We start from the raw sequence: 17519 nt of genomic DNA, 5'->3' as shown, positions 1-17519 counted from the left end.
GGTGCTCACGTCACAGCGGCTTCTCGTACATGTAACGGCGCGACCACGGCAGGGTTTTAGCGCTGCGGCCGGCCTTCCGGCATACGACCTGATAGATGGAGACGTCGTCGTTTTCGAATGCGTACGCGCAGCCGGCCAGATAGACGCGCCAGATGCGGAATTTTTCGTCGTCGACGAGCTTGCGGGCTTCTTCCGCATGCGCCTCGAAATTCTCCGCCCAGATGTCGAGCGTGTGCGCATAGTGACGGCGCAGGCTTTCGACGTCAACCGCTTCGAGCCCGCCGCGCTGCATCGATTCGAGTGCGAGGCTGATGTGCGGCAACTCGCCGTCGGGAAACACATAACGGTCGATGAACTCGCCGCCGCCAAGCGCGGTTTCGCCACTATCCGAGTCGCTCGACGTGATGCCGTGGTTCATCGCGACGCCGTCGTCGGCGAGCAGGTCATGCATCTTCTTGAAATAACCCGGCAGATTTTTGCGTCCGACGTGCTCGAACATGCCCACGCTCGTGATGCGGTCGAATTGCCCTTCGACGTCGCGGTAATCCTGCAGACGAATCTCGATCTGATTTTCGAGGCCCGCGGCTTTCACACGCGCCGTGGCCAGATCGAACTGGTTCTGCGACAGCGTCACGCCCACGCATTGCGCACCGAATTTCTGCGCTGCGCGCAGCACCAGCGCGCCCCAGCCGCAGCCGATGTCGAGCAGGCGCTGCCCCGGCTGCAACTGGATCTTGGTGAGGATGTGGTCGATTTTCTTGATCTGCGCGGTCGCCAGATCTTCGTTGCCGTTCTCGAAGTACGCGCACGAGTACACCATGTTCTCGTCGAGCCACAGCTTGTAGAACTCGTTCGAGACGTCGTAGTGATACTGGATCGCCTTCCGGTCCGACGCTTTCGAATGCTGGAAATAGCGCCGCATGCGTGCGAGTTTGCTCGCACTGGTGACGGTATTGCGCGCGAGCTGATAGCCCACGTTGATGATGTCCGAGAGCTTGCCCTCGATGTCGATCTTGCCCTTGACGTACGCCTCGCCCAGATTGTCGAGGCTCGGTTCGAGCAGGTAAGGCAGCGCCGTCGCGCTTTTCACATGCAACGTGACCTGAGGCGCGGCGAACCGCCCGAAGTCGTGTTGCTGGCCGTCCCACAGCACCAGACGTGCTGGTAAGTCAGCCCTGGTCTTTACTTCTTCCACCCACTGCGCCAGCTTTTTCTCCCAGAACATGCGATCTCTCCGTGTCCGTTGAACTAAAGCGAAGCTTGTGTGGAGCGCAAATCAGTGCGGCGCGACTCCCATGCCGCGAGATGCGATCCGTGTGCCGCGCGCTGCTGCGTTGGCTGCGCGCTGGCGACATTGTTTGTGTCGATTCACGGCGACAGACGGGCGATCTGCCAGTCGCTGTTCTCGCTTACGCGCGTGTAAAGCAGGCGGTCATGCAAACGCGACGGCCGACCTTGCCAGAATTCGATTGCTTCGGGCACCAAACGATAACCGCCCCAATGCGGCGGACGGGGAGGCTCATCGCCATATTGCAGGCGCATTTCGCGTTCGCGGGTTTCGAGCTGCGAGCGGCTTTCAATCACCTGACTCTGATTCGATGCCCATGCGCCGATTCGTGAACCGGCCGGACGCGACGCGAAATACGCGTCGCTTTCTTCCGCGCTCGTTTTGACGACGCGCCCCTCAATGCGCACCTGGCGCTCGAGTTCGATCCAGTAGAACAGCAGGCTCGCGTACGGATTGGTGGCTAGCTCGCGGCCTTTGCGGCTTTCGTAGTTGGTGAAGAACACGAAGCCCCGTTCGTCGACGCCCTTAATCAACACGATGCGCGCCGAAGGCCGGCCGCGTGAGTCGACGGTGGCGAGCGTCATCGTATTCGGTTCGGGCAGCTTCGCGTCGACAGCCTGTTGAAACCAGACGTCGAATTGCCGCAACGGGTTGCGATCTACGTCGCCGATGTCCAGAGAACCCAGCGAATAGTTTTTTCGAAGTTCGGCGAGTGAGGTCATGTTGTTATGCGAACGCTACAGTCAGGGCAGTATAGCTAAGGCATTAATTTTTTGCGCGCGACTGGATCAAGCGCGACGCAGGCCCGGCGTGCATGATCGGGTAATGCCCCGGAGCGCGACAGGGTGATTGCGGCGGCAATGCTCATTCAGGCGTTCAGGCAAAATACGGCTGCGCGATCTGAAAGCGCGTCCGTTTTCTGCCTGTTCAATGAGCCCCATCATGTCGACCACCGCGCAATCCGATCTTACTACCAGCCTCGACGGGAGTGAAACCGCCGACCGTGCGCGGCGCTTCGGCGGCATTGCGCGTCTGTACGGCGCGCCGGCGCTCGCCGCTTTCGAAAGCGCGCATGTCGCGGTGATCGGGATCGGCGGAGTCGGGTCGTGGGTGGCCGAAGCGTTGGCGCGCAGCGCTGTCGGCACATTGACGCTGATCGATCTCGACAATGTCGCCGAGAGCAACACGAACCGGCAGATTCACGCGCTCGACGGCAACTACGGAAAACCGAAAGTCGAAGCAATGGCCGAGCGCATCGCGGCAATCAATCCGTTCTGCGACGTGCGCCTCGTGGAAGACTTTGTCGAGCCCGACAATTTCGCGGCGACGCTCGGCGGCGGCTTCGACTATGTGATCGACGCGATTGACAGCGTGCGCACCAAAACCGCGCTGATCGCGTGGTGCGTCGAGCGCAAGCAGCCGTTGATCACGATTGGCGGCGCGGGCGGCCAGCTGGATCCGACGCGCATTCGCATCGACGATCTCGCGTTGACGATTCAGGACCCGTTGCTGTCCAAGGTGCGTGGGCAGTTGCGAAAGCAGCATGGGTTTCCGCGCGGGCCGAAAGCTAGATTCAAGGTGAGCGCGGTGTATTCCGACGAGCCGCTCATCTACCCGGAGGCGGCGGTCTGCGATATCGATGCGGAAGCGGAGCACGTCACCACGTCGCCCGGTCATACGGGGCCGATCGGCTTGAACTGTGCGGGCTTCGGTTCGAGCGTTTGCGTGACGGCGAGTTTCGGTTTCGCCGCCGCCGCGCATGTGCTGCGTGCCTTGACGAAACAGGCGGGGTGATGCGTTTCTAGCGCGGCAAGCGGCGTGCGGCACGAGCCGGAATTCAGCCCGACGCCGCACGCGCGTAATCTGGGTGCCTAGACTCGCTTCAGTACAGCGCCGCGCTGAGCTTGCGCCGCCATTGCGACACCAGCTCTGGCTGATGCGCGGCGAGATCGAACACCGAGAGCATGGTCTTACGGCCAATGTCGTCGCGGAACGTGCGGTCGCGCTGCACGATGCCCAGCAGATGTTCTAGCGCGTCGGCGTACTTGCGGCGTGCGATCAGCGCGCTTGCCAGATCGAAACGCGCCTCCAGATCGTCCGGATGACTTGCGACGCGCGCTTCCAGCGCATCGGTGGGCGGCAGGTCGGCGGCGGCATCCACGGCGTCGAGCCGCGTCTTGATCGCGTTGAAGCGCGCGTCGATGCCTTGCGTGGTTTTCGGCGACAGCAGATCGACTTCGTTGCGCGCCTCGTCGATGCGGTTGTCGTCAAGCAGCATCTCGATGCGATCCATGCGTGCTTCGTCGAAGCCCGGGTCGTAGGCGAGCGCGGATTCCAGCGCATCGTAAGCGTCTTCGCGGCGACCTTCCTCGAGCGCGGTCTGTGCCTCGAGACGCGCAGCATCCGCGCCTTGCGGCACGAGCCGCTCGATGAATTCGCGCAGTCGGCCCTCAGGCAGCACGCCGATGAACTGATCCACCGGTTGGCCGTCGGCAAACGCCATGACGTGCGGGATGCTGCGCACCTGGAAGTGCGCGGCCAGTTCCTGATTCTCGTCTACGTTCACCTTGACGAGCTTCCATTTCCCGGCGGCTTCGGCTTCGAGCTTCTCCAGCATCGGGCCGAGCGTCTTGCAGGGGCCGCACCACGGCGCCCAGAAATCGACCAGCACAGGGGCCAGTGTCGACGCCGTGATGACGTCCTTTTCGAATGTGGCCAGAGTGGTGTCCATTGCGTCCTCGTCGATAAAAACGGTTTGTCTGCTAGTTGGGGCCGAGCGGCGTGGATTCAATGTTCAATGCGCGCCGCGACGTCGCCGGGACTGGCCGTCATTTCTTTTGCGGCAGTGGAATCCATTCGGTTTCGCCCGGCACTTTGCCCATCTCCTGATTGGTCCATGCCACTTTCGCGGCTTCGATCTTCTCGCGCGAACTCGCGACGAAATTCCATTCGATAAAGCGTTCACCGTCGAGTTTTTCGCCGCCCAGGACCATCACGCGCGCACCGTGCGTGCTCGCGAGGGTAACGGTCTCGTCGAGCGCGAGCACTGCCATCTGGCCGACTTCGAGCGGCGTGCCGTCGATTTCCAGATCGCCGTCGACAAGATACACGCCGCGTTCCTCATGCTCCGGTTCCAGCGCGAAGGCGCTGCCCGGCGCGAACTCGCCGGCGACATAAAGCGTGCCGGAAAACGTCGTGACAGGCGAGGTTTCGCCGAAGGCCGTGCCGGCGATCACGCGCAGCGTGACGCCGTTGCGCTCGACCACGGGCAGCGTGTCGGCGACGTGATGCGCGAACGACGGCTCCACCTCTTCGTCTTCGAGCGGCAGCGCGACCCACGTCTGAATGCCGTGGATGGTCTGACCGTTCGCGCGGTCCTCGGCGGGCGTACGCTCGGAGTGGACGATGCCGCGCCCGGCCGTCATCCAGTTGACGTCGCCGGGGATGATTTTCTGCTCGGAGCCGAGACTGTCGCGATGCATGATCGCACCTTCGAACAGGAAGGTCACCGTGGCGAGACCGATATGCGGGTGCGGACGAACGTCGAGGCCGACGCCCGGTTCCAGCGTCGCCGGTCCCATGTGGTCGAAAAAGATGAACGGTCCGATCAGCCGCGCGGCCATTGCAGGCAGCACGCGCCGCACAGTCAGACTGCCGACATCGCGCAGATGCGGTTTGAGAACTGCTTTGATCGAAGAGGACATGGGCGGGCTCGGCTGAATAAGGAGGAAGAAATTTCTCAATGGACGATTCTACTGCGGAGGGCGCAACGACGACGTTTCGCAGCACAGTCCTGCTCCGAAAATCCGTAGCACGAACAATCACGTGCCCCGCCACCCTCCGCTAAACTCGCAGGTTCAATAATCAATTGGAGACTGGGATGTCACCCAGGGACCTGCTGCTCGCACTGATCGTGGTGATCGCGTGGGGCGTCAATTTCGTTGTGATCAAGGTGGGCTTGCATGGCGTGCCGCCCATGCTGCTAGGCGCGCTGCGCTTCATGCTCGCCGCGTTTCCGGCGATATTTTTCGTCAAGCGTCCGCAATTGCCGTGGCGCTGGCTGCTGGCGTACGGAACGACGATCTCCTTAGGGCAGTTCGCCTTCCTGTTCTCGGCCATGTACGTCGGCATGCCTGCGGGGCTCGCGTCGCTCGTATTGCAGGCGCAGGCATTTTTCACGCTGATCTTTGCGGCGTTTTTTCTGCACGAACGCTTCCGCTTGCCGAACGTCGCCGGTTTGCTGATTGCAGCTGCCGGGCTCGCCGTGATAGGCATGCAAGGCGGTCACGCCATGACGCTCGCCGGTTTCCTTCTCACGCTGTGCGCCGCGTGTTCGTGGGCGCTCGGCAACATCGTCACGAAGAAAGTCGGCAAGGTGGATCTGGTCGGCCTCGTGGTGTGGGGCAGCCTGATTCCGCCGCTGCCGTTCCTGGCGCTGTCGTATGCGTTGGAGGGCCCGCAGCGAATCGCTGCAGCGCTGTCGGGTATCAGCGCCATGTCGATCTTCGCGATCGTTTATCTCGCGTTCATCGCCACGCTGATCGGCTACGGTTTGTGGAGCCGTCTGCTGTCGCGCTATCCGGCGAGCCAGGTCGCACCGTTTTCGCTGCTCGTGCCGATCGTCGGCCTGGCGTCTGCATCTCTCTTTCTCGACGAGCGGCTTTCCGGCGCGCAGGTCGCCGGGGCGGTACTGGTGATGGCAGGGCTCGCGGTCAACGTGTTCGGCGGTTGGGTCGCTCAGCGCCTGTCGCCGGCGCGCTGAATCGCGCTACTGAACGAGAAAGGAAGGAAAAACGGCCGCATTGCTGCGGCCGTTTTTGCATCGTCGTATAACAGCGCGCTATACGCGCATTACGTCATGCGGTTTTTCGCGAGCGGCGGGTTCGCCGCAAAGTAACGCTTGATGCCCGTCATGATCGCGTCCGCCATCTTGTCGCGATACGCGTCGTCGTTCAGGCGGCGTTCTTCGTCCGGGTTGCTGATGAACGCGGTTTCCACGAGGATCGACGGAATATCCGGCGCCTTCAGCACCGCAAATCCCGCCTGTTCGACCGAGCCCTTGTGCAGCTTGTTGATTCCGCCGATCTCTTTCAGCACGAAGTTGCCGTAGCGCATCGAGTCGCGAATCTGCGCGGTGGTGGACATGTCGAACAGTGCGCGGTTGACGGTCGCGTCGGCGGACTTGATGTTGATGCCGCCAATCTGATCCGATGAGTTCTCCTTGTTCGCCATCCAGCGCGCGGCTGCGCTCGACGCGCCGTGCTCCGACAGCGCAAACACCGACGAGCCCCGCGCGTCGGGCGTGGTGAACGCGTCCGCGTGGATCGACACGAACAGGTCAGCGCCAACGCGCCGCGCCTTTTGCACACGCACGTTCAACGGCACGAAGAAGTCGGCGTCGCGAGTCATCATGGAGCGCATGTTCGGCTGCGCGTCGATCTTCGCGCGCAGCTTCTTGGCGATGTCGAGCGCGACGTGCTTTTCGTAAGTGCCCGAGCCGCCGATTGCGCCAGGATCTTCGCCGCCATGCCCTGGATCGATCGCGACCGTGAGAAGGCGGACCGTGTTGCTCTTGCCGGGCTTCGGCGTGGTGAACGTGTAGGTGTCGTCGCTGGCGTCGTCGTCGTTGCCCAGGCTGTTAGCGCTGTTGCCACTGTTACTACCGCTGCCTTTATTGCGCGCGATTGCGCTGGGCGGCGACGCGGGAGCGCCCGGTGTCGCCGGCTTTGCGATGATCGGCGGGATCGGCGGCAGTGGCGTGGGTGCGCCGTGCGCGGGCGGACGTGGCACGCTCGGCGCCGACCCGCTGCCGCCGTTTTGCGCATAACGCTCGAAGAACGCTTCGCTGTTGTCGGCGACCGGCGGCGTCGTGCCCGGGCCGCTCAACGTGGCCGGCGGCGCGCTGTTTTCTTCGTTCAGCGTTTGCTGCTTGCGCTCGCTCTGGGCGAGCAGTTCCATCAGCGGATCCGGTGCGACGGCAGGATACAGGTCGAACACCAGCCGGTACTTGTACGCGCCGACAGGCGGCAGTGCGAACACCTGCGGCTTCACCGAGCCCTTCAGGTCGAACACCATACGCACGACGTGCGGCTGAAACTGGCCGACTCGCACCGACTGGATCTGCGGATCGTTTGGCGTAATCTTCGAGACGAGGTCCTTCAGCGCCTGATCGAGATCGAGGCCGCTGAGATCGACCACGAGCCGGTCCGGACCTTGAAGCAGCTGTTGCGCGTTTTGCAGCGGCTGATCGGATTCGATCGTCACCCGCGTGTAGTCGCGTGCGGGCCATACGCGCACACCCAGCACCGAGCTGGCCAGTGCAAGACGCGGTGCGACGAGACCGAGCACAAGCGTGGATGCGCCCGCGCACAGAATCTGCCGGCGCCGCCAGTTATGCGTTGCGGTGGCCGCCGATTCGATCGAGCGGAACGGTTTGATCAACATCTTTCGAGACATGCCTTTCCTGTTTCGCTGTATGCCCGTGCGACGAGTACGCGGCCGTCGCCCTCGCTATCCAGGTCGAGCGAGAAGACGAGATCCGGCACGCCGAGAAGACGCCCCGCGCGTTGTGGCCATTCGACGAGGCAGACCGCGCCGCTGTCGAAATACTCGCGAAAGCCGGCGTCGGCCCATTCGGCCGGATCGGTGAATCTGTACAGATCGAAGTGATAAAGCGCGAGTTCCCCGGTGGGTCGTTCGAGCACGTAGGGCTCGACGAGCGTGTACGTGGGACTGCGCACGCGGCCCGTGTGACCGAGGCCGCGCAACGTGGCGCGCACGAGTGTGGTTTTGCCGGCACCGAGATCGCCGACCAGTTGTACTTGTAGACCGTGGAATGCCTGAGCACCCTGGCCGCTGCCCTGGCCTTGCGCTGCGACGGCGACGCTTTCGATGGCCCGTGCGAAGCGCTCGCCGAATGCGAGCGTGGCGGCTTCGTCCACGAACGTGAAGGCGCGTTCGAGCAGAACTTCGGCGGGCGGCGCGATCGCGCGATCGGGATGGTCAGGCATTCTCGTAAAATGGCGTGATGAACCGAAGTCCGGAGTCTCCCGTGTCCCCTGCGCCCAATGCGCCAACGTCTTGTGACGAGGCGCGCGCCGAGCGTCAATTCGATGAAGCGGCGCTGCATGCGCTCGCGCGAAACATCAAGACGTGGGGCCGTGAACTGGGTTTCGGGGCGATCGGCATTAGCGATACCGATCTCTCCGCTGCCGAAGCGCCGCTTGCAGCCTGGCTGGAAGCGGGGTGCCACGGCGAGATGGATTATATGGCGAAACACGGTATGAAACGCGCGCGGCCTGCCGAGCTTGTGGCCGGCACGCTACGTGTGATTACCGCTCGCATCGCCTATTTGCCCGCCCATGCAATGAGCGGAAAGCCGGGCGAAAGCGAACCGCAGGAAGTGCCGCCCAGCGAGGACTGGCGGGCTGTCGAGCATGCGCGCCTCGCCGATCCGTCGGCCGCGGTGGTGTCGATTTATGCGCGCGGCCGCGACTATCACAAGGTGATGCGTAACCGTCTGCAACATCTGTCAGAGAAAATTCAGGCGGAGATTGGCGCGTTCGGTTATCGCGTGTTCACCGACTCCGCGCCGGTGCTCGAAGTGGAGCTTGCGCAAAAGGCCGGCATCGGCTGGCGCGGCAAACATACGCTGCTGCTGCAACGCGATGCGGGTTCGCTGTTCTTCCTTGGCGAAATTTATGTCGACGTGCCTTTGCCGACCGACGCGGAGACGACGCCCGAGCGCGCGCCCGAAACGCCGGGCTCGCATTGCGGCAGTTGCGCGCGCTGCATCGGCGCATGTCCGACAGGCGCGATCGTCGCGCCTTACAAGGTGGATGCCCGCTTGTGCATCTCGTATCTGACCATCGAGTTGAAGGGCAGTATTCCCGTCGACATGCGTCCGCTGATCGGCAATCGTGTTTATGGCTGCGACGATTGCCAGCTCGTGTGTCCGTGGAACAAGTTCGCGCAGGCTGCGCCGGTCGCCGATTTCGACGTGCGGCACGGGCTCGATCGCGCGTCGCTGGTGGAACTGTTCGGCTGGAGCGCGGACGAGTTCGACACGCGCATGCAGGGCAGTGCGATTCGCCGTATCGGCTACGAAAGCTGGCTACGCAACCTTGCCGTGGGCATGGGCAACGCGCTGCGTGCGCCGCGCGAGACTTTGAGTGCGGACGCTCGCGGGGCAATTGTAGAGGCGCTCCAGCGCCGCGCCGGCGACTCTTCTCACGTGGTGCGCGAGCACGTGCAATGGGCGCTCGAAGCGGCATGAAAAGCGGCGTAAAGTATCGGCAATCCGCGAGTCTGTTGTACGTCTCGAATCATCGTCGCGCGAGCCAGGAGGCGCCATGTTCAACGCAGTGATCGACGCGCCGTTCGGCAAGGTCGGCATTCGCCTGGAAGGCGAGGCCGTGCGCGAGATCGTCTATTTGCCCGAGTCGATGCAGAACGTCGCGCCCGACACGCCGTTGGCGCGACAGGCGGTCGAGCAGATCGAGCGGTATTTCAGCGAGGCGTCGGCGACATTCGAACTGCCGCTCGCGCCGGTCGGCACCGCTTTCCAGCGGCGCGTGTGGCAGGCAATTTGCGAGATTCCGCCGGGTGCCGTGCTGACCTACGGCCAGCTCGCCCGGCAGCTCGGCAGTGTGCCGCGCGCGGTCGGCCAGGCGTGCGGCGCCAACTACTTTCCCATTGTCATTCCATGTCATCGCGTGGTGAGTTCGAGCGGCATCGGCGGATTCGCGCATCACGCCGAAGACGGTTTCTTTCGCAACGTCAAGCGTTGGCTGCTGACGCATGAAGGCCTTCTCTACGCATGAGCGATACCCTGGTTGAAGACGCGAGCGCGCAATCGCCTTCGCCGCTATCGTCGCCTTTGTTCGCGACGAGTTCCGCGTCGATCGACGCATTCTGCGACGCGCTCTGGCTCGAACACGGCCTGTCGCGGAACACGCTCGACGCATACCGTCGCGACCTGCGTCTCTTTAGCGAATGGCTCGCGCAAACGCGCAACGCATCGCTCGACACCGCCGGCGAGGCCGATCTGAACGCGTACAGCGCCGCGCGTCAGAAAGACAAATCGACGTCCGCGAATCGGCGCCTCTCGGTGTTTCGCCGCTACTACGGGTGGGCCGTGCGCGAGCATCGCGCGAAAGTCGATCCGACGTTGCGCATCCGTTCGGCTAAGCAACCGCCGCGTTTTCCGTCGACGCTCAGTGAAGCGCAGGTCGAGGCGTTGCTCGGCGCGCCCGACATCGAGACCGCCCTGGGTCTGCGCGATCGCACGATGCTCGAACTCATGTACGCGAGCGGCTTGCGTGTTACCGAACTCGTCACGCTGAAGACGGTGGAAGTCGGTCTGAACGAAGGCGTGGTTCGCGTAATGGGTAAGGGCTCGAAAGAGCGGCTGATTCCGTTCGGCGAAGAGGCGCACGGCTGGATCGAGCGCTACCTGCGCGACGCACGCCCGGCGCTGCTCGGCGCGCGCGCGGCAGACGCGCTGTTTGTCACGAGCCGTGCCGAGGGCATGACGCGCCAGCAGTTCTGGAACATCATCAAGCGACATGCGGCGGTGGCTGGTGTGCACGCGCCGTTGTCGCCGCACACGTTGCGGCATGCGTTCGCAACGCATTTGCTCAATCACGGCGCCGACTTGCGCGTGGTGCAATTGCTGCTCGGGCACACCGATATTTCAACCACGCAAATCTATACCCACGTGGCGCGCGAGCGGCTGAAGTCGCTGCATGCGCAGCATCATCCGCGTGGGTGAACGTGGTATGAGCTAATCGCTGCCGCTGGCGACGTGTTGCGGCTTCAAAGGAATTCGCGCAGCCGGTGCTTGAGAATCTTGCCCGTCGATGCAGCCGGTAACGCGGCAAGCACCTTTACCTCGGCGGGCCGCTTGTAGGGCGCGAGGCGCTCTACGCACCAGGCAAGCAGTTCGGCCGGCGTCACGCTTGCATTCGCCGCCAGTTCGATGAACGCGATAACCTCTTCGTTGCCCTCGACGGGACGTCCGATCACCGCCGACTGAACGACCTGCGGATGCGCGTTGAGCACGTGCTCGACCTCGGCCGGATACACGTTGAAGCCGGAGCGAATGATCAAATCCTTGCTGCGTCCGACGATATGCAGCGCGCCGTCGGCGTCCTGCCTCGCCAGGTCGCCGGTTTTCAGCCAGCCGTCCTCGGTCACGGCGGCGCGCGTTTGCTGCGGGTTGCGATAGTAGCCAAGCATCACGTTCGGGCCGCGCACCCACAGCTCGCCGGTTTCGCCGACCGCGACATCGGCGCCGTCGAGGCCGACGAAACGCACTTCGACGCCGGGGATGACCTCGCCCACCGAGCAGTCGCGGCGCGGCGCGTCGAGCATGGTCTGTGAAACCGTGGGACTGCTCTCCGTCATGCCATAGCCGTTATGCAGCGGCAGACCGTAGACGCTTTCGACGTGCGCTTTCAGCGCGGCGTCGAGCGGCGAGCCCCCCGAATAGATGAAGCGCAGATACGGCGCGTGCCACGGATGCCCGTGCGTCTGCAAATGTTCGATCAATTTCGCGTGCATGGCTGGCACGCCCTGGAAAATCGACACGCGTTCGTCGGCAAGCGCGCGCCGCACTGCTTCCGGCGCGAAGCGCGGCGCGAGGCGCAAGGTCGCGCCAGCGTACAGGCTGCCGAGACACACAGACGCAAAGCCGTACACATGCGAGATCGGCAGCACGGCGTAGACGACATCGTCAGGACGGACCTGGCGCAGACGGCTCGATACCGCGGCGATGAACAGCAGATTGCGATGCGACAGCATCACGCCCTTTGGCGCGCCGGTCGTGCCGGTCGTGTAGATGAGCGCCGCGCATTGGCGGTCGTTCGCGGCTTCCACCGGTTCGGCTTGCGCGGACGTGTCCACCGTGAACGACCACGCGCCGATACCCGGCGCGACGTCTGGCGCTGCGCTTGCTCCATGACGCTGCGCGTGCTGACCAGCATCGACTGAGCTTTCCACCGCGTAGGCCGTCACGCGCGGCTGCGCGTGCGCGCGAATCGCGTCGAGCTCGGACGCCGACAGGCGCGCATTCGACACGAGCGCCCAGGCGTCGAGCCGCGCGGTCGCGAAGAGCAGCACGATCTGCGCGATGCTGTTTTCCGCCACGATCATGACGCGGTCGCCGCCACGCACGCCCCAATCGTGAAGCAAAGCAGCGGTGGCTTCGACGGCCCCAACCAGTTGGGCGTTGGTGAGACGGCGTCCGTCTTCGATCAACGCGACGTGTTGCGGATCGCGCCCGGCCGCCAGCGCGGGAATATCGGAGATGCGCGCGGGCAGGGCGTCCAGCAGCGCGGGAACGTCGATCATGGGGCGTAAAGGCGAAGCGGTACTCAAGAGCGTCTCCTAAATGCGATTGTGTGCCCGGCGTGCATCGCGCCGGAAGATTTTCGAACGATCGTGCCACAATGCATCGAGCCGCACAATTGACCATTCGGCAAATAGCCGTTGTGCAAACTCGCCATTACAATGCGCCGATGAGCAAATCCAGACACGTATCCGAAACGCCTGCCACGCAGTTCCTGCGCCGTCATGGCGTCGTTTTCGGCGAGCATCCATACGATTATGTGGAGCATGGCGGCACAGGTGAATCGGCTCGCCAGCTGGGCGTAGACGAACATCATGTGGTGAAGACGCTGGTCATGGAAGACGAGCATGCCAAGCCACTCATCGTCCTCATGCATGGCGACCGTACTGTCAGTACCAAGAACCTCGCGCGGCAGATTGGCGCGAAGCGCGTCGAGCCGTGCAAGCCCGAGGTGGCGAACCGTCATTCCGGCTATCTGATCGGCGGAACCTCGCCGTTCGGCACGCGCAAGCAGATGCCGGTGTACGTGGAGTCGAGCATTCTCGAGATGGACAGAATCTGGCTGAACGGCGGCCGGCGCGGCTTTCTCGTCAGCATCGAGCCGAAGGTGCTCACCGACCTGCTGGCAGCGAAGCCGGTGCAGTGCGCGAGCGTCGATTGACGTTTGCTTGAATGTTCGTAGCGAGCGCGCGTTCGGTAGAATGTGCGCCGCTCGGTGCGCCTCTGTGGCCCGCCGCATTGCGTCGCGTTCCGTTGCGATTTTCGTTCCCCGAGCGGTTGAGGTATCCAGTTGCAGACCGCCGATCCTTTTAAGAGTCACAGATGCAAAACCTGATCGTTGCTGTCGTTGCCTACCTGATCGGTTCGGTGTCGTTCGCCGTGATCGTGAGCGCCGCGATGGGGCTCGACGACCCGCGCTCCTACGGCTCGGGCAACCCTGGTGCGACGAATGTATTGCGCAGCGGCAGCAAGAAGGCCGCGATCCTGACGTTGATCGGCGACGCCTTCAAAGGCTGGCTGCCGGTGTGGTTCGTCGTGCATTTCGGCGCCCATTACGGGCTCGACGATATGTCGGTGGCGATTGCGTGTGTCGCCGTGTTTCTGGGCCACCTGTACCCGGTGTTCTTCCGCTTCAAGGGCGGCAAGGGCGTGGCAACGGCGGCCGGCGTGCTGCTCGCCATCAACCCGATCCTGGGCGTGGCGACGCTGCTCACGTGGCTGATCGTGGCGTTCTTCACGCGCTATTCGTCGCTTGCCGCGCTGGCGGCGGCAGTATTCGCGCCGATCTTCGACGGCTTCCTGTTCGGGCCGCACATCATTGCGCTGGCCATTGTCGTGATGAGCTCGCTGCTCGTGTGGCGTCATCGCGGCAACATCGCCAAGCTGATGCGCGGCGAGGAAAGCCGCATCGGCGACAAGAAAAAGGCGGCTGCGGCTGCCGGCGCGGGGGCAGGCGAGGATCGTTGAGCGGCTGGGTTCCGGCCGCGCGCGGCTGCGTGCTGCGGCTGCCATGCCTTTGCAACTGTTGCTTGCGTTTGCAATGCGCTCGCCGCAGCAACGCCCGCCATGGCTTACGCGCTGTGGCGCTTGAACAAACGCTCAGTCGCGGAAGTTGTTGAAGTCGAGCGGCGTGTCGGTCACGTCCTTGCGCAGCATCGCAATCACGCTTTGCAGATCGTCGCGCTTTGTTCCGGTGACGCGAACCGCGTCGCCCTGAATGCTCGCCTGAACCTTGATCTTGCTGTCTTTCACGAGTCGCACGATTTTCTTCGACAGATCGCCGGACACGCCTTTCTTGATCTTGATGACCTGCTTGACTTTGTCGCCGCCGATCTTCTCGATCTTGCCGTAGTCGAGAAAGCGTACGTCCACGTTGCGCTTCGCCATTTTCGACAGTAGCACGTCTTTCACCTGGCCGAGCTTGAAGTCATCGTCCGCGTAGGCGGTGATTTCGTTTTCCTTGTGTTCGACGCGCGCGTCGGACCCTTTGAAGTCGAAGCGGGTTGAGATTTCCTTGTTGGACTGCTCGATCGCGTTCTTGACTTCGATCATGTTCGCTTCGCAGACGACGTCAAACGATGGCATTGCATTCTCCCAATAGTGCGGCGGTGCGCGACGCAGCCGGTCGGCTCGTCGTGTGGCACTCGCTATAATCACGGACCGATGTCATTTTACCGACGCCGCCCCCATTTGCCTAAGGCCGCCGCGCGGCCGCAGCCCGAAGCCGTTTTCGGCTCGTCGCCCGATAGTTCTCATCCAATGTCTCACACCGATTCCGCCGAGTTCGTTGCCGGCTATCCGCTCAAGGCCCACAACACTTTCGGCTTCGACGTCCGCTCGCAGTGGGCTTGCCGCATCGAGCGCGAAGCGCAATTGCTCGCCGCGGTGCGCGATCCGCGCGCGGCCGGCTTGCCGCGTCTCGTGCTCGGCGGCGGCAGCAATGTCGTGCTGACAGACGACTTCGCTGGACTGGTGCTGCTCGTGGCCTTGCGCGGGCGTCGGATCGTGCGCGAAGACGCCGACGCCGTGTATGTCGAAGCGGCGGCCGGCGAACCGTGGCACGACTTTGTTGCGTGGACTCTCGCTCAAGGGCTACCCGGTCTCGAAAATCTTGCGCTGATTCCCGGGACGGTGGGCGCGGCGCCGATCCAGAACATCGGCGCGTACGGCCTCGAGATGTGCGAGCGCTTCGTGTCGCTGCGGGCCGTCGAGCTTGCGTCGGGTAAGACGGTCGAGTTCGATGCGCACGCCTGCGCGTTCGGTTACCGCGACAGCTTTTTCAAGCGCGAAGGGCGCGATCGTTTCGTCATCACGTCGGTCGTTTTCCGTTTGCCGAAGATGTGGCGACCGCGCGCGGGTTATGCAGACCTGGCGCGTGAACTCGCCGCGAACGGCTATGCCGCCAATGGCGGGCAACCCGACGCAAAGGCGATCTTCGACGCCGTCGTCGCGGTGCGGCGCGCCAAGTTGCCAGATCCGCTCGAACTGGGTAACGCGGGGAGCTTCTTCAAGAATCCGGTGATAGACGCCGCGCAGTTCGCGGCGCTGAAAAGCAGCGAGCCGGACGTGATTTCGTACGCGCAGCCCGACGGGCGCGTGAAACTTGCGGCAGGCTGGCTGATCGACCGTTGCGGATGGAAGGGCCGTGCGCTGGGCGCCGCTGGCGTTCACGAGCGCCAGGCGCTGGTGCTGGTCAATCGTGGTGGTGCGAGCGGGGCTGATGTGCTGGCGCTTGCACGAGCAATTCAACGCGATGTGCAGGCGAGATTTGGCGTCGAACTGGAAGCCGAGCCCGTGTGCGTGTGATTACGGGCGGCGCGTCGCCGAGCCTAAGTGGACGGCGTAAGCCGGTCTCACAAGCCGAGGACTGTCTGACGGTAAGGAAAAAATAAAGGCGCCGGGGCTTTTTGGCCCCGGCGCCTTTTTGTATGCCTGCGTTGCGGCGTCAGCCGCGCTTTCAGCACACCACGCGTCGGTCGCGGCTCAGGTCGTCGCCGTCCGCTACCGTGAGCCGCGCCGAGTGCATGTGTCGGCGCGGAACTTCACACGGCGCGAAGTGGCATCGCCGAGCTTCCGGCTTAACCGCGCTGACGGCGGGCGTTCTCCGCGATGCGCATACGCAAAGCGTTGAGCTTGATGAAGCCGCCGGCGTCGGCCTGGTTGTAGGCGCCGCCGTCGTCGTCGAACGTTGCAATGGTCTTGTCGAACAGCGTTTCCTTCGAATCGCGAGCGACCACCGACACGCTGCCCTTGTACAGCTTCACACGCACCCAGCCGTTGACTTTCTCCTGCGTGTGGTCGATCAGCACCTGAATCGCGCGACGCTCCGGGCTCCACCAGTAGCCGTTATAAATCAGCGACGCGTAGCGGGCCATCAGGTCGTCTTTCAGGTGTGCGACTTCACGGTCGAGTGTAATCGACTCGATGCCGCGGTGCGCCTTCAACATGATCGTGCCGCCCGGCGTTTCATAGCAGCCGCGCGACTTCATGCCTACATAGCGGTTTTCCACCAGGTCGAGACGGCCGATGCCGTGCTTGCCGCCAAGACGGTTCAACTCGGTGAGCATTTCCGCCGCCGAGAGGCGCTTGCCGTTCACCGCGACCGGGTCGCCGTGCTCGTATTCGATATCGACGTATTCGGCCTGATCCGGAGCCTGTTCGGGCGACACGGTCCAACGCCACATGTCGGCTTCGGCTTCCGCTTTCGGGTCTTCCAGATGACGGCCTTCGAACGAGATGTGCAACAGGTTCGCGTCCATCGAATACGGCGCGCCGCCTTGCTTGTGCTTCATTTCGATCGGAATGCCAGCTTTTTCCGCATAGGCGAGTAGCTTTTCGCGTGACAACAGATCCCATTCACGCCACGGCGCAATCACCTTGATGCCCGGCTCGAGTGCGTAGTAGCCGAGTTCGAACCGAACCTGGTCGTTGCCCTTTCCGGTTGCGCCATGCGACACCGCCTCCGCGCCGGTGGCGCGCGCGATTTCGATCTGACGCTTGGCAATCAGCGGACGCGCGATCGACGTGCCCAGCAAGTACTCGCCTTCGTAAATCGTGTTGGCGCGAAACATAGGGAACACGAAGTCGCGCACGAATTCTTCGCGCAGGTCTTCAATGAAGATGTTTTCCTGCTTGATGCCGAGTTGCAGTGCCTTCTTTCGCGCCGGTTCCAGCTCTTCGCCCTGGCCGATGTCGGCCGTGAACGTGACGACTTCGGCGTCGTAGTTGTCCTGCAACCACTTCAGGATGACGGAGGTGTCGAGGCCGCCCGAATAGGCGAGCACGACTTTCTTGATATCGCTCATGGTGAACTCGTAGCTGGAAAAAGCGGGAAAACAAGGCGCGCCGGCGGTCCCGGAGCGCGGAAAACAACTATTTTGA

Annotated in this window: 17 protein-coding genes; 8 read left to right on the top strand and 9 right to left on the bottom strand. The window is 63.1% G+C overall.

Features of this window, described 5'->3' with window-relative positions:
- Positions 1 to 10 precede the first annotated feature (10 nt).
- Both OH764_RS13830 and pdxH read right to left on the bottom strand, forming a co-directional pair.
- Complete coding sequence (locus tag OH764_RS13830; protein WP_498847180.1) at positions 11 to 1225, bottom strand: class I SAM-dependent methyltransferase; 1215 nt, start codon at positions 1223 to 1225, stop codon at positions 11 to 13.
- 143 nt (positions 1226 to 1368) lie between these two features.
- Complete coding sequence (gene pdxH, locus OH764_RS13825; RefSeq protein ID WP_498847179.1) at positions 1369 to 2010, bottom strand: pyridoxine/pyridoxamine 5'-phosphate oxidase; 642 nt, start codon at positions 2008 to 2010, stop codon at positions 1369 to 1371.
- 220 nt (positions 2011 to 2230) lie between these two features.
- On the opposite strand from pdxH, the gene tcdA reads away from it, so the two are divergent.
- Entirely contained in the window at positions 2231 to 3082 is an 852-nt protein-coding gene (gene tcdA / locus OH764_RS13820) for a tRNA threonylcarbamoyladenosine dehydratase (RefSeq protein WP_498847178.1), read from the top strand.
- A gap of 88 nt (positions 3083 to 3170) precedes the next feature.
- Here the strand turns inward: tcdA and trxA are convergent, their stop codons facing one another.
- Together trxA and OH764_RS13810 are read right to left on the bottom strand one after the other, a co-directional pair.
- Positions 3171 to 4019 (bottom strand): thioredoxin, encoded by an 849-nt coding sequence (trxA, locus tag OH764_RS13815; protein ID WP_498847177.1) that lies wholly within the window; start codon positions 4017 to 4019, stop codon positions 3171 to 3173.
- 97 nt (positions 4020 to 4116) lie between these two features.
- Complete coding sequence (locus OH764_RS13810) at positions 4117 to 4992, bottom strand: pirin family protein (RefSeq protein ID WP_498847176.1); 876 nt, start codon at positions 4990 to 4992, stop codon at positions 4117 to 4119.
- A 176-nt stretch (positions 4993 to 5168) separates the two neighbouring features.
- Between OH764_RS13810 and OH764_RS13805 the strand changes: the two genes are divergently transcribed.
- Positions 5169 to 6050, top strand: a complete 882-nt coding sequence (locus tag OH764_RS13805) for an EamA family transporter (RefSeq protein WP_498847175.1) — start codon at positions 5169 to 5171, stop codon at positions 6048 to 6050.
- An 89-nt stretch (positions 6051 to 6139) separates the two neighbouring features.
- Here the strand turns inward: OH764_RS13805 and OH764_RS13800 are convergent, their stop codons facing one another.
- Positions 6140 to 7744 carry an N-acetylmuramoyl-L-alanine amidase gene (locus OH764_RS13800; protein ID WP_498847174.1) on the bottom strand — a complete coding sequence of 535 codons (1605 nt, stop codon included), beginning with the start codon at positions 7742 to 7744 and terminating at the stop codon, positions 6140 to 6142.
- Positions 7726 to 8298 (bottom strand): tRNA (adenosine(37)-N6)-threonylcarbamoyltransferase complex ATPase subunit type 1 TsaE, encoded by a 573-nt coding sequence (gene tsaE, locus OH764_RS13795; RefSeq protein WP_498847173.1) that lies wholly within the window; start codon positions 8296 to 8298, stop codon positions 7726 to 7728. Before tsaE ends, OH764_RS13800 begins: the two co-directional genes overlap by 19 nt.
- A gap of 17 nt (positions 8299 to 8315) precedes the next feature.
- Between tsaE and queG the strand changes: the two genes are divergently transcribed.
- The 3 genes from queG to xerD all read left to right on the top strand — a co-directional run bounded on the left by queG (position 8316) and on the right by xerD (position 11060).
- Positions 8316 to 9563 carry an epoxyqueuosine reductase gene (gene queG, locus OH764_RS13790; protein ID WP_498847172.1) on the top strand — a complete coding sequence of 416 codons (1248 nt, stop codon included), beginning with the start codon at positions 8316 to 8318 and terminating at the stop codon, positions 9561 to 9563.
- Positions 9564 to 9639: 76 nt separating this feature from the next.
- Positions 9640 to 10110: a methylated-DNA--[protein]-cysteine S-methyltransferase gene (locus OH764_RS13785; protein ID WP_498847171.1), complete on the top strand. Its 471-nt coding sequence runs from the start codon at positions 9640 to 9642 to the stop codon at positions 10108 to 10110.
- A complete protein-coding gene (xerD, locus tag OH764_RS13780; protein WP_498847170.1) occupies positions 10107 to 11060 on the top strand; it encodes a site-specific tyrosine recombinase XerD in 954 nt (317 codons plus the stop codon). Before OH764_RS13785 ends, xerD begins: the two co-directional genes overlap by 4 nt.
- Positions 11061 to 11104: 44 nt before the next feature.
- Here xerD and OH764_RS13775 read toward each other — a convergent pair whose 3' ends face one another.
- A complete protein-coding gene (locus tag OH764_RS13775) occupies positions 11105 to 12667 on the bottom strand; it encodes a class I adenylate-forming enzyme family protein (protein WP_498847169.1) in 1563 nt (520 codons plus the stop codon).
- Between the two features lie 140 nt (positions 12668 to 12807).
- Here OH764_RS13775 and ybaK point away from each other — a divergent pair, with 140 nt between their 5' ends.
- Together ybaK and plsY are read left to right on the top strand one after the other, a co-directional pair.
- Positions 12808 to 13299, top strand: a complete 492-nt coding sequence (gene ybaK / locus OH764_RS13770; protein WP_498847168.1) for an aminoacyl-tRNA deacylase — start codon at positions 12808 to 12810, stop codon at positions 13297 to 13299.
- Positions 13300 to 13460: 161 nt separating this feature from the next.
- The gene (plsY, locus tag OH764_RS13765; protein ID WP_498847167.1) at positions 13461 to 14105 is read left to right on the top strand and encodes a glycerol-3-phosphate acyltransferase; all 645 of its coding nucleotides are present in this window, start codon (positions 13461 to 13463) and stop codon (positions 14103 to 14105) included.
- A gap of 132 nt (positions 14106 to 14237) precedes the next feature.
- Here plsY and OH764_RS13760 read toward each other — a convergent pair whose 3' ends face one another.
- Positions 14238 to 14723, bottom strand: a complete 486-nt coding sequence (locus tag OH764_RS13760) for a YajQ family cyclic di-GMP-binding protein (RefSeq protein WP_020069163.1) — start codon at positions 14721 to 14723, stop codon at positions 14238 to 14240.
- 174 nt (positions 14724 to 14897) lie between these two features.
- Between OH764_RS13760 and murB the strand changes: the two genes are divergently transcribed.
- Positions 14898 to 15944, top strand: a complete 1047-nt coding sequence (gene murB, locus OH764_RS13755; protein ID WP_498847166.1) for a UDP-N-acetylmuramate dehydrogenase — start codon at positions 14898 to 14900, stop codon at positions 15942 to 15944.
- A gap of 272 nt (positions 15945 to 16216) precedes the next feature.
- Here murB and OH764_RS13750 read toward each other — a convergent pair whose 3' ends face one another.
- Entirely contained in the window at positions 16217 to 17443 is a 1227-nt protein-coding gene (locus OH764_RS13750) for an argininosuccinate synthase (protein WP_498847165.1), read from the bottom strand.
- Positions 17444 to 17519 lie beyond the last annotated feature (76 nt).

The sequence above is a fragment of the Burkholderia sp. M6-3 genome, assembly GCF_050858985.1.
In the GTDB taxonomy this organism is placed as follows: domain Bacteria; phylum Pseudomonadota; class Gammaproteobacteria; order Burkholderiales; family Burkholderiaceae; genus Paraburkholderia; species Paraburkholderia caledonica.
Note: the sequence above shows the minus strand (reverse complement) of the source record. Positions and strands in the feature narration are given on the sequence as shown.